General features: G+C 60.9%; 10 protein-coding genes. All 10 read left to right on the forward strand.

The window, feature by feature from the left end:
- Window position 1 precedes the first annotated feature (1 nt).
- The 10 genes from BN2475_RS00580 (at window position 2) to BN2475_RS00630 (ending at window position 12,707) form a co-directional block, all read left to right on the forward strand.
- Window positions 2-2,326, forward strand: coding sequence for a hydantoinase B/oxoprolinase family protein (locus BN2475_RS00580; RefSeq protein ID WP_094777633.1), 2,325 nt, complete (start codon window positions 2-4; stop codon window positions 2,324-2,326).
- Between the two features lie 37 nt (window positions 2,327-2,363).
- The gene (locus tag BN2475_RS00585) at window positions 2,364-2,870 is read left to right on the forward strand and encodes an acetone carboxylase subunit gamma (RefSeq protein ID WP_094777634.1); all 507 of its coding nucleotides are present in this window, start codon (window positions 2,364-2,366) and stop codon (window positions 2,868-2,870) included.
- 349 nt (window positions 2,871-3,219) lie between these two features.
- On the forward strand, window positions 3,220-5,262 hold the full coding sequence (locus BN2475_RS00590) for a sigma-54-dependent Fis family transcriptional regulator (protein WP_245841112.1): 2,043 nt from the start codon (window positions 3,220-3,222) through the stop codon (window positions 5,260-5,262).
- Between the two features lie 882 nt (window positions 5,263-6,144).
- Window positions 6,145-6,732 carry a lipid-binding SYLF domain-containing protein gene (locus BN2475_RS00600; protein ID WP_094777636.1) on the forward strand — a complete coding sequence of 196 codons (588 nt, stop codon included), beginning with the start codon at window positions 6,145-6,147 and terminating at the stop codon, window positions 6,730-6,732.
- A gap of 273 nt (window positions 6,733-7,005) precedes the next feature.
- Window positions 7,006-7,452, forward strand: coding sequence for a glycine zipper family protein (locus tag BN2475_RS00605; protein ID WP_094777672.1), 447 nt, complete (start codon window positions 7,006-7,008; stop codon window positions 7,450-7,452).
- Between the two features lie 89 nt (window positions 7,453-7,541).
- The gene (locus tag BN2475_RS00610) at window positions 7,542-7,943 is read left to right on the forward strand and encodes a hypothetical protein (protein WP_094777637.1); all 402 of its coding nucleotides are present in this window, start codon (window positions 7,542-7,544) and stop codon (window positions 7,941-7,943) included.
- 415 nt (window positions 7,944-8,358) lie between these two features.
- Window positions 8,359-9,441 carry an ABC transporter ATP-binding protein gene (locus BN2475_RS00615; protein WP_094777638.1) on the forward strand — a complete coding sequence of 361 codons (1,083 nt, stop codon included), beginning with the start codon at window positions 8,359-8,361 and terminating at the stop codon, window positions 9,439-9,441.
- Window positions 9,431-10,357 (forward strand): carbohydrate ABC transporter permease, encoded by a 927-nt coding sequence (locus BN2475_RS00620; RefSeq protein ID WP_094777639.1) that lies wholly within the window; start codon window positions 9,431-9,433, stop codon window positions 10,355-10,357. Before BN2475_RS00615 ends, BN2475_RS00620 begins: the two co-directional genes overlap by 11 nt.
- A complete protein-coding gene (locus tag BN2475_RS00625) occupies window positions 10,354-11,241 on the forward strand; it encodes a carbohydrate ABC transporter permease (protein ID WP_094777640.1) in 888 nt (295 codons plus the stop codon). Before BN2475_RS00620 ends, BN2475_RS00625 begins: the two co-directional genes overlap by 4 nt.
- 131 nt (window positions 11,242-11,372) lie before the next feature.
- The gene (locus BN2475_RS00630; protein ID WP_094777641.1) at window positions 11,373-12,707 is read left to right on the forward strand and encodes an extracellular solute-binding protein; all 1,335 of its coding nucleotides are present in this window, start codon (window positions 11,373-11,375) and stop codon (window positions 12,705-12,707) included.
- Window positions 12,708-12,799 lie beyond the last annotated feature (92 nt).

A 12,799-nucleotide genomic window follows, 5' to 3' on the forward strand; every position in this document is an offset into this window, starting at 1 on the left:
AATGAACAGAATGTCCAGTCAGGAAGTGGGCTTTGCCGATCTGCTGAAGAACGGTCTGACGCTCAAGCAGTTCCGCGATGCAATTATCGGCCGTACGGCACAGACAGGTCACTACAACGGTCTCGATCGGCTCGCGTTGCGCGAGAGCGATCCGATCCGCTACGAGAAGATGTTCTCAAAGTTGCGCGGCGGTCTTGTGCACGCCCGCGAAACCGCGAAGAAAATTGCCGCCAGCCCGATCGTCGAACAGGAAGGCGAATTGTGTTTCACGCTGTACAACGCCGCGGGCGACTGCGTACTCACGTCGACGGGGATCATCATTCACGTCGGCACGATGGGTGCGGCGATCAAGTACATGATCGAAAACAACTGGGAAGCGAATCCGGGCATCCACCCCGGTGACATGTTCACCAATAACGACTGCTCGATCGGCAACGTTCACCCCTGCGATATTGCGACGATCGTGCCGATTTTCGCGCATGGCAAGTTGATCGGGTGGGTCGGCGGGGTCACGCACGTCATCGATACGGGCGCGGTGACGCCCGGTTCGATGTCGACAGGGCAGGTGCAGCGTTTCGGCGACGGCTACATGATCACATGCCGCAAGACGGGCGTGAACGACACGCCGCTGCGCGACTGGCTGCACGAAAGCCAGCGCTCGGTGCGTACGCCAAAGTACTGGATTCTCGACGAGCGCACGCGCATTGCCGGTTGCCACATGATCCGCAATCTAATTGAGGAAGTGATCGAAGAAGAAGGGCTCGACGCGTACGAGAAATTCAGTTACGAGGTCATCGAGGAAGGGCGCCGCGGTCTGCAGACCCGCATCAAGGCGATGACCTTGCCAGGCAAGTACCGCAAGGTCGCGTTCGTCGATGTTCCCTACAATCACCCGGACGTGCAGACCTCTTCGGCCTTCGCGAAGCTCGATTCGATCATGCATTCCCCTGTGGAAATGGAGATCCGCAAGGACGGCTCGTGGCGTCTGGACTTCGACGGCGCGAGCCGCTGGGGTTGGCACTCGTACAACGCGCATCAGGTGGCGTTCACGAGCGGTATCTGGGTGATGATGACGCAGACTCTCGTGCCCACGCAACGCATCAACGACGGCGCGTACTACGGCACGGAATTTCATCTGCCCAAGGGTGCGTGGATGAATCCGGACGACCGCCGCACAGGTCACGCTTACGCATGGCACTTTCTGGTCTCGGGTTGGAGCGCGATGTGGCGCGGGCTGTCGCAGGCGTACTTCAGCCGTGGCTATCTCGAGGAGGTGAACGCGGGCAACGCCAATACATCGAACTGGCTTCAGGGCGGCGGCATCAACCAGGACGGCGACATTCATGCCGTCAACAGCTTCGAGGCGTCGTCGTGCGGTACGGGTGCCTGTGCAATCAAGGACGGCCTGAACCATGCCGCCGCGATCTGGAATCCCGAAGGCGACATGGGCGACATCGAGATCTGGGAGATGGCCGAGCCGCTGCTGTACCTCGGTCGCAATGTGAAGTCGAATTCGGGCGGCTATGGCCAGTATCGCGGCGGCTGCGGATTCGAAACGCTGCGGATGGTCTGGAAGGCGCAGGACTGGACGATGTTCTTCATGGGCAACGGCTATATGAATAGCGACTGGGGCCTGATGGGCGGCTATCCGCCCGCCACCGGCTATCGCTTCGAGGCGCACCGCACGGGACTCAAGGAACGTATCGCGCTGGGCGAGAGCCTGCCGCTTGGTGGCGATACGAATCCCGATTTCCCCGATTACGAGAATCATCTGAACGCGGGCTCAGTCGTCAAGCGCGACCAGCAATGCATGACCACGGAGGACTGCTACAGCAATTACGACCTGTACCTGAACTATCTGCGCGGCGGTCCCGGTTTCGGCGATCCGCTCGACCGCGAGACCGAAGCGATCGAGCGCGATCTGAACAATGCGCTGCTGTTACCGGAGTACGCGCAAAAGGTCTACGGCGCCGTCGCGACGAAGGACGCGAACGGCGTGTGGAAAGTGGATGCGAAAGAGACGGCGCTGTTGCGCGTCGAGATCCGCAACCAGCGCCTCGCGCGCTCGCAGCCCACGCGCGAATGGATGAAGGGCGAACGTGAGCGGATCCTGGTCAAGCACGCGTCTACGCAGGTGCAGCACATGTTCGCAACGAGCTTCGGCCTGTCGAAGAAGTTCGAGCAGCAATTCCGCACGTTCTGGGAACTGCCTGATTCATGGACGCTCGTCGAAGACGAACTGGACGTGCCGACTTACGGCTCCAAATTCCGCATGGACCTGTCGAAGATGCCTGACGTCAATACCGTCGTTCTGGTTGAAGAGTAAAGCCAACGATCCACCGTAATCATCAGAGAGGCTGGAGATGTCTACTTACACCAAGGAACAGATCAGGAATATGGTCGACGGCAAGCTCGACTGGGACACGACGTTGCGCATGCTGTCGATGCCCAAGGACAGCGAGCGCTTCCAGATGTACATCGACGCGTTACAGCGGAAGATGAACTGGAAGGACCGCATCGTGCTGCCGCTCGGACCGCATCTGTATATCGTGCAGCAGTCGCCGACGAAGAAATGGGTGACGCAATGCGATTGCGGCCACGTCTTTTGCGGTTACCGCGAGAACTGGAAGCTGCACGCAAACGTCTTCGTGCGCGAGTCCGAAGAAGCAATGGATGAAGTCTATCCGCGGCTGATGGCCCCCGACACGCAATGGCAGGTGTACCGCGAGTACTACTGTCCAACGTGCGGCACGATGCACGACGTCGAAGCCCCCACGCCGTGGTACCCGGTGATCCATGACTTCGAGCCGGACATCGACGCTTTCTACTCGGAGTGGGTGAAGCTGCCAATCCCCGAGCGCGTCGATTAGTCTGAGGTTAGATGTGTCGAAGCCACCCGCCATTGGTGGCTTGGTCGGCGCACCGCGAAGCAGGGCGTTTGATTCCCGGCCGTTCGATTCTCGAACGGCCGGATTGTTTTCGGGCCTTCGAACGCGGACGTTGCAGAAGTGATCGGCCGTCTGCATGCGAGGACAGTTGGCGCAGCCATTGCTTTTCAGTAGTTGCCGTGATGCCCGAAGGCGGCAAGTATCGGAGTACGATATACAAACAAAGTGAGGCTGGCGACCAGCCATAGCCGGGCAAACCGAAAACTTCAATGAAAAGGCCGGTTGCACGGCCTCGCGGCTGCGCATCATCGTGAGCCGTCAGGAGACACGCATGCAACAGACAGGCACGCCGATGGACTGGTTTTCCAGTCCGCAGCATGACGCCAGCATCATGGCAGCATGGGAGCATCTGGTGGGCGGAAGCGAATGGCATTCCGCCGACGTCCGCAGTGTCGTTGACGACTCCTGGCAGCGCTGCCTCGTTGGACATGTCGATCCGGGTGTCGACAGGGCGCCGCCCGCCGTTGGTGAAGACCAGTTGGTGCAGTGGCGCGAGGCGAACGCACGGCTTGTCAGTGCCAGCCTTCCACTGATGCAGCAAACGCGCGAGTTGTTGTCGCAGACGGGCACGGTGATGCTGCTCGCCGATCCTGACGGACTGGTTCTTCAGCATGAAGGCGACATGCGCATCATCGAGCCGGCGCGCGAAGTCGGATTGGTACCGGGCTGCAACTGGACCGAGCTGAACTGCGGGACCAACGCGATCGGTACCGCGCTCGCGCTGAAACAGGCGGTGCAGATCCACGGTGCCGAACACTTTTGCGCTGGCATCAAGCGTTGGACCTGTTCCGCAACGGTTATTCGCGATCCAATGGATGGCCGTGTGCTCGGCGTCATTGACGTGTCGGGTCTCGCGGATACGTATAACCGGTACAGTCTTGCGTTGACCGTATCGCTGGCGGGACGGATCGAAAGCCGTCTGGCGAAGGACGCGATGGAGCGGCGTCTGCGCCTGCTGGATCGCTGTGCGTCCGGTTTCGGGTCACATGCATCGGATGCGATCCTTGTCGTGGACGATAAGGGGCGGCTCGTCAAGGCGAACTCGCAGGTGGTACCCGCGCTTCGTCGGCTTGGCTTTGACGTGCATCTCGATGCCAGCTTCGTGCTGCCCGGACTGGACGCGAAGGCGGATCATCCGGTGTCATCGAATGCGCCTGCGTGGTTGCGGTACGCACATGTCGAAGCACTGCGCGAAGGCGCAGCTTTATTGGGCTTCATCGTCGTGATTCCGGGGACCGCCAACGTGCGCGGCGCAATTGTGCTCGCGCGTAAGGGAGAAAGACTTCATAGCGCGGCCAGTGCATTCGAGCGCATCGTCGGGGATAGCCGTTCGTTGCGCGCCGCCGTCGATAAGGCGCGCCAGCTCGCACCGTCCAAGGTGCCGGTTCTGTTGCTCGGCGATACCGGCGTCGGCAAGGAACTGTTCGCGCAAGGCATCCATCAGGCGAGCGAACGTGCTGAAGGGCCGTTCGTCGCGCTCAACTGCGGCGGGCTGTCGAGGGATCTGCTGGCGAGCGAACTCTTCGGCTACGCGGAAGGCGCATTCACCGGCGCGCGTAAGTCGGGAGCGGCCGGCAAGATCGAGGCGGCCGATGGCGGCACGCTCTTTCTCGACGAGATCGGCGAAATGCCGCTTGATATCCAGCCTCATCTGCTGCGTGTCCTCCAGGAAAACGAAATTTACCGGCTTGGAGAAAATACGCCACGCAAGGTGAACTTCCGGCTCGTCGCGGCGACGCACCGCGACCTCAAGAGTGCGATTGCGACGGGCATGTTTCGCATGGACCTGTTCTACCGGATCGCGGTGACGACGGTGTCGATACCCAGTCTGCGCGAGCGCGGCGAGGATCTGCCGACGCTAATCGACTATTGGCTCAGGCATCTGTGCGAGTCTTATGGTTTGCCCGCGAAGTCATTCGACGAGCAAGCGTACGCGTGCCTGTTGAACTACGCATGGCCCGGCAACGTGCGCGAATTGCGTAATGCGATTGAGGGCGCACTGCTGCTCGCGGACGGTCCCACCATCACAGCGGACAAGCTGCCTGCCGAGGTGGGCGTCGCAAGTTCCTCGACGGTACACCTTGTGCAACGGGAGTTCCCCGAACAGGTCGTGGCAACCGGCGATTCGCTCAAGACGGCGGAGGCCGAATATATCCGGCGCGCCCTAGCCCGTTGCGAAGGTAACCTCACGCAAGCTGCCGCTCAGCTGGGCATCGCCAAGAGCACGCTGTACGAAAAGCTTCGCCGATACGACCTCGTCGCTGCCGTGAGCGATGTGCGCAGGCGTGGAGCGCGCGGCCCTTCGGATCTCTGACGAGCGAAGCGGGGCAGTTCGGGATAGCCACGGGCTGTCCAGTGTGGGCAGCCCGTTGGGTTCGAGGTTGAAGTCGTTGTCGTGCATCGTATTGTCGTTTGCGCACACACGATGCTGCTGTGATTCAGGCGACACGCGCAAGCGCATTCAATGTGGGCCGTGCCGTCGGCGGCGGGTACACGCGCCATGATTTGTCGCCGTGTCGAAAGAACACGATCACGCACGGCCCGGAAGGCTGCGATACGCACACGCACTTATAGCCTGACATCGCACCCATGTTTCCCGGCACCCGCAAGACTCGAATCGAGATCGGCTGTGCGGATCCAAACCATTTCTCGACCTGTCTGCGCAGTGAAAATGTATCGTCTTTCATGGCCGTCTCCTTGCCGCCTTCCTCTGGTTAAGTTGCCTTCCTGCTTCGGGTGAAGTGTTGAAGGGCAGTAACTCTGCTTGTTGAAAAGCAACTGATGTGCCGAGGCGCTATCTTGGCGTGATGGATTGACATGGCGCTAGGTCCGCTCGGGATTGAAGTCAGTATGCGTGGGCGGATGGACTACCGATCCGTATGGTTTTCGGTCGGCCGCACAAACATCAGTACGATCTGCGGACACTTGGGATTCACCTGCCTGGCAGAGTTGTCACTTTTCGTGGCACCTGACACATCTGTCGAACGCCATAAAAGGTGAAAACCTGCGTGCTGATGGCAGGTGGGTCGCAGTTCTGCCCATCGCGTTCAGGGGCGAATTTGTATTGATATGGGACCAAAGTCTCATTGCGTCTGATCGGAGCGCCTACCAAACTTCCCATGAAAGACTGAGCACTGCCGGCGATGGCCTGCGCGAGCCCGTTTTCATCAGATGGTTGAAACCCGGAGAAAGCGTCATGATTCAATACGTTCGTAAGCTGACGATGATCACTTTGCTCACCACGATGGCGGCCTGTACGACACAACAGCAGTCGGCTGGCTCAATGGGGCAGCCTTCAGCCCCCAACTCTGCCCAACAGACTCTCGATGCGAATGCGCACGCAGCGCTGGCGGCCCTCTATGCACATACGCCGAAGGCGAAGGAAGTGGGCGACAAGGCCAAAGGCATTCTGGTCTTTCCTGACGTCGTCAGAGCGGGTTTCATCGCAGGAGCCACGCATGGGTCTGGCGTACTGCTCGAGAACGGCAAGGTGATTGGCGACTTCGCGACGACTTCGGTCTCTTATGGGCTTCAGGCTGGCGTCCAGTCGTATGGCTATGCGATGTTCATCATGACTGACGCTGAGTTGAATAAGGTGAAAGCGGGCTCAGATTACGAGGTGGGTTTAGCGCCGACTGTTGTGGTCGCGGATGAGGGCGCCGCGCGAAATCTGACCACAACAACGCTCCAGGCGGACGTCTATGCATTCATCTTCGATCAAAAGGGGCTGATGGCCGGCTCGGCATTGAGGGGAACAAAGATCTCCAAGATTACCGTTCGCTGACGCCACCGCTCCTTGCGCAGCTGAGCGTTACTGATCGCCGCGCTGGCGATGCTCCCGGCGAAGGCATAGCCGAAGTCTCACCGTGCGTCATGCGCTAAACGACGGGCTCGAACAGCATCGTGTGTCCGTTTGGTGCTTCATGACACCCTGCGTCCTAAAGCAGCCAGATAAATTTCTTTACTCATCAATGAGATTGATGGCCTAACGTGGCGCAGTCGGAGGCAGCAAGACATGGTCGCGAAGCGCTCGCAAGCCCTCACGGGAGGTCAAGCCATGCAAAGAATCGTTCGACTCTCGATCGGCGTTTCGATCCTTTCACTGACATGGGCAGTAGCGGCTCAGCAACCGATCATTTATCCCGCCAGAGGGCAGAGTCCAGCGCAGCAGCAAACCGATACCGCGGAATGCCATTCGTGGGCGCAGCAGACCACCGGCGTCAACCCGGTCACGCTTGCCGAGCAGATGGCGAACAGCCCGCCTCCGGAGCAACCGCGCGGCGGGCTGTTCCGCGGAGCAGCGGGCGGCGCGTTGTTCGGCACGCTGATCGGCGGCGCGGCCGGCGGCCACTGGGGCGAGGGCGCGGGCATGCGGATGCGGCGCGGGCAAGCGCAAATGGCCATGCAGCAAGAAGGCATGCAGCAGCAAGCTTCGGGCGACCTTGCGCGGTACAACCGAGCCGTCGCGGCGTGCATGACCGGTCGCGGCTACACCGTCGAATAGGCATCCGGGACCGCGTTACCCGCGCCCCGGTCGCTGGGTGCGCTCGTGCGGGTTTGCGCGCTGGTTCACGACTGGCAGGAGGAACAGCCATGCTTAAGCCATTGCGGGCGACCGCGCTCGCGATCCTGGTTTGCTCGACACCGTCATGGGTGCTCGGCGCGGACTTCGACGGGAGCAAACCCCTGATTTGCGCGACGATCGACTCGCACTTTTGCGATATCGGAGAGGTCTGCTTCCGCACGCTTCCGTCGATCCTGGGGGCGCCGGATTTCGTCCACATCAACTTCGCGAAGAAAGCGATCGTCGGATCATCGCAACGGTCCACGCAGATTCGGTACATGGAATCGGGCGACGGCCAGCTGTTACTTCAAGGCACGGAACTCGGCTATGGCTGGAGCATTGCGCTCGACACGAAGACTGGCGGCATGTCCGCGACCCTGGTGAACCGTGACGACGTATTCGTGCTGTTTGGCGCCTGCACGCCCTCATAAGCTGTTCGTTGAGCCGGATTCGGCGCGCCGGGTGAGGGCCGAACGGCGTGCCAAGCGTTCCGCACACGTAGCCTCGTTGCAGCACGAGACCGAAGTTTGCTGTCAAAGGCACGATTGGTATTTGGGCCGAATCCCGCACACGGGAGGACCGCCGATTTTCTCAAGAACCGTGTCCACCGTTTTCCACTTACTTGGCCCGGTTTTCACTTTCCGTGTCACCCAACACCATCCCGCTTGAATCGCACATTACCCGCACAATTCAATACGCATATCCCGATACCCAAATCCGAATACATCAATACCGAAATAGGGATTGGACGAATCAAACCAATCGAAATTATTATATTTTCATAATATCAAAGCAGACAAATACAGACAGAGACGGCAGTTCCGGGACATAACCCAAGGAGGCACGGTGACGGGCATTCAGCTCAACGGCGTGACAAAGCGGTATGGCGAGACGGAAGTGATCACCGGTCTCGACCTGAACATCCACGAAGGCGAATTCCTCGTCTTTCTAGGTCCATCCGGTTGCGGTAAGTCGACGCTGCTACGCATGATCGCCGGGCTGGAGGGCGTCAGTGAAGGGCAGATCAGCATCGGCGGCCGCGAGGTCACGCACCTGCCGCCAGCCAGGCGTGATGTCGCGATGGTGTTCCAGCACTACGCGCTCTATCCGCACATGACGGTCTACGACAACATGGCGTTCGGATTGCGCAACTCGCGCGTCGTCGCGAGCGAGATCGACCGGCGCATTACCGAAGCCGCCCGCATGCTCGAACTCGATGCGCTGCTCAAGCGCCGTCCCGCGCAACTGTCGGGCGGTCAGCGTCAGCGGGTCGCGATTGGCCGCGCGGTGGTCAAGGAACCGGAAGCGTTTCTGTTCGACGAGCCGTTGTCGAACCTCGATGCGGCGTTGCGCACGCGCACCCGGGTCGAACTGGCGCGGATTCATCGGCGCCTCAGCTCGACGATGGTGTTCGTCACGCACGACCAGATCGAAGCGATGACGCTCGCCACGCGCATCGTCGTGATGAATCGCGGCCGCATCGAACAGATCGGCGCGCCGCTCGATATCTACCGGCGTCCGGCCACGCGCTTCGTGGCCGGCTTCATCGGCGCACCGGCAATGAACTTCATCGATGTCGAACCGGCCGGCGAAAATGGCGGCCGTTTGTGCGTGCGCCTGCCGGTCGACAACGTCGTGATTCCGACCACGATCGCGGCCGGCAGATTGCCGTCGGGCCAACTCACGCTCGGCATCCGCGCCGAGCATGTGGTGATCGACGCCGCCGGCGCGCTCAACGGGCGCGCCGAATTCATCGAGCGACTCGGCGATCGTTCGCTCGCGCACGTGAGTCTGGCCAGCAATCAGTTGATCGTCATCGAGATTCCGCGCGAGTATGAATTGCAGCCCGGCGACCCGCTTCGTATGAGTCTCGACGCCGCCCATCTGCACCTGTTCGACGCCAGCGGGAGCGCGCATCATGGCGGCTGAGCGCCCGCTGACGGCCGGTGTGCCGAACGCGCGGCAGCGCCGTTTCAACCATCCCCTCGCGTCCTGGTCGAACGGGCTGTTCGTGTTGCCGTTCGTGATCGTCTACATGCTGTTGCTGGTTGTGCCACTCGCGTATGGCTGGTGGCTGAGCTTGCAGAACGTCGATCTGCTCGGCGGCACAACCGAGTTCATCGGCCTGAAGAACTATCTCGACCTCGCGTCCGATCCGATCTTTCGCGGCGCCGTGCGCAACACGTTCTACTTCGTGTTCATGACCGTGCCGATGTTCGTCGCGCTCGGTCTTGCGCTCGCATTGGTGCTCAACCGGCCGGGCCGATTCTGCGCCGCGCTGCGTGCGATCTTCTTCGGTTCGTCGGTGCTGTCGGTGACGATCGTCACGCTCGTCTGGAAGCTGGTATTGATGCCTGGTCATGGGCTGCTCGCCGACGTCAGCCGCGCGCTGAACATCCCCGAGTACGTGCCGCTCGTCCATGAAGCTACGGCGCTGCCGATGATCGCGATCGTCACCGTGTGGTGGATCGTGGGCCTGCCGATGATGCTGTTTCTTGCCGCGCTTCAGCAGATCCCACAGGAGTTATACGAAGCGGCCGCGCTCGATAACGCGACCCGTTGGCGCACGTTCGTATCGATCACGTTGCCGTCGATCCGGCGCACCGTCGCGCTGGTTGCGGTGATCGAAGCGGTGTTCCAGTTTCAGCTGTTCGGTCAGGCGCAATTGCTGACCGGCGGCGGTCCGAACAATGCATCGCGACCACTCGTCCAGTTCATTTACGAATCCGGCTTCCGCCAATGGTTGTTCGGCTATTCGGCTGCCGCGGCCCAGGTGCTGTTCGCACTGATGCTGCTAGGTATCGCCGTGCAGTCATGGATCGTACGCAGAAAGGATCCCGCATGAGTACCGCCGCACTGGAGTCCGCTTCGAATCCCGCCGGCCCCGAACGTTCGCGCGGTTCGTTGGCCGGCCGTCTCGGCGAGCGCGTGATGCTCGGTGCCGTGGTGCTGCTCGCGCTCGTCTGGATCGCGCCGGTCGTCTGGGTGTTCGCGCTGTCGTTCAAGCCGAACGCGTTCCTGCAGCAGCATACCGATGTGCTGTTCTCGCCGCCATTCACGCTGCAGAACTACACCAGCATCATCGGCACGTCGGCTGTTGGCGGCTGGCTGATCAACAGCGCGATCGTCGCGCTGGGCCAGACCTTGCTCACGCTCGTGATCGCGTCGCTGGCGGGCTACGGCTTTGCGCGCACGACGTTTCCAGGCAAGCGCTGGCTGTACGTGATCTGCCTCGCGGGACTCGCGGTTCCCGAGCAGGCGCTCGTGATTCCACTGCATAGCCTCTTCGCGTCGCTCGACTGGCACAACACCTATGGCGCGCTGATCATGCCGCGGCTCGCGTCGCCGTTCGGCGTGTACCTGATGACGCAATACTTCAAGGCCGTGCCCATCGACATCGAGGAAGCCGCGCTGCTCGACAACGCGTCGCGCTTCAAGGTGTTCTGGCGCATCGTGCTGCCGCTGTCGATTCCGGCACAGGCGACGCTTGCGATCTTCACCTTCCTCAGCGCGTGGAACGACTACCTGTGGCCGCTCGTGTCGGCATCGAAGCCGGAGATGTATACGTTGACGATCGGCCTCGCGTCGACGCAAGGCAATTTCGCTCAGTCCGAGGGCATCGGCTACCTGATGGCGCAAGCCGTGTTCGCCGGCCTGCCGATCTTCGTGCTGTACCTGTTTTTCCAGAAGTACATCGTGGCCGCCGTGGCGGGCACCACGGTGCGCTGAACCGCTGGCACACCGATGTTTCCAACTTCGGCGCCTTGCTTGAAATGAACCGGTCACGCCGGTAACCCATAGCGGCCGCGCGGTGTCGATTGGAAATACGCGGCTCATCGAGTATTCGACAGGAGACAACCATGCAGAGATCGCTCGTACGCGGTGCGCTTTCGCTTGCCTTGCTGAGTCTGGCGGCCGGCCTCGCGGCGCCGGCTCAGGCCAAAACCGAAATTACGCTGTCGCGCTTTTTCGGCGCCTGCGACGCTGAATACGGCAAGGTGAACGACGTGAGCAAGGCCACGGGTGAGTGCGGAATCATCACGACGCTGGTCAATGAGTTCAATGCGACGAACAAGGAAGACATCGTCGTCAAGCCGCAGATCATCGAATGGGCTCCTTACTATACGCAGATCGACGCGCGCATTCTGAGTCACGACGTACCGACGATCTCGGTCATGCACGAAGCAGTGCTCGGCGACTATGTGAAGCGCAAGCTCGTCGAACCGCTCGACGACGGGTTCAGATCGGTGGGGGTCGATACGAAGGACTTCACGGACCACGCGCGCCGCGGCGTCACGTTCGACAGCAAGACCTACGCATTGCCGTTCGACACGCATTCGTGGCTCTGGCATATCAACATCAATCTGTTCAGGAAGGCGGGTCTGGTCGACGCGAGCGGCAAGCCGATCCTGCCGACCACGCCCGACGAACTGCTGAAGCAGGCGAAACAGTTCAAGGACAAGACCGGTCTGCCGTACATCACGATGCCGATCGCCAACGAGAGCGCCGCGCAGACGCGCTCGCTGTACACGATGGTCTATCAGCAGAACGGCACGCTCTTTCCGTCAGGCCCGACAAGAATCGATCCGCGCGTCAAGCCCGTGACCAACGCACTGCAATTGCTGGATGGGCTGATGAAGGCGGGCGACATCACCCCGAACCTCGACTATGGCGCGTCGAACCAGGCGTTCATGAACGGCAAGGCAGGTGTGCTGATCTGCGGCACATGGGTGATCGAGGACCTGACCAACCTGTCGAAGAAAACCGATTCGCCGCTCGCCAACAACGGCTACGAGGTCGTGCCATTCCCGAACCTGTTCCAGAAGAAAGCGGTGTGGGCCGATGGCCACTCATGGGTCATGCTCAAGGGCGGCGCGAAGGATGACAAGAGCCGGCACGCCGCGTTCGTGTTCCTCAAGTTCCTCTACGACCACGACGCCGACTGGGCCCGTACCGGGCATCTGCCGGCGCGGCAGTCGGTCATCGATAGCGCGGCGTTCAACGCGTTGCCGCATCGCGCGGACATCAAGGAGATCTCGTCCACCGGCTATTCGCTGCCGAACACTGTGCCGCGTCAGTTCGCGATTCAGGAGATCGTCGGCAGCGAGGTCAGCAACATGTTGACCTCAGGCAAGCCGATTGCCGCCGTCGAACAGGATGCACAAGACCGCGTCAACAAGCTGCTGTCCAGGTAGTGGTCGCACGCCTGCCCCGAACTCAACGGAACTCAACGGAACCTCACCGAACCCAACGGGCTCAATAGCCGGCGTGCCGCATCGCGCGGCAC

The organism is Paraburkholderia ribeironis (genome assembly GCF_900019265.1).
Taxonomy (GTDB): Bacteria; Pseudomonadota; Gammaproteobacteria; order Burkholderiales; family Burkholderiaceae; genus Paraburkholderia; species Paraburkholderia ribeironis.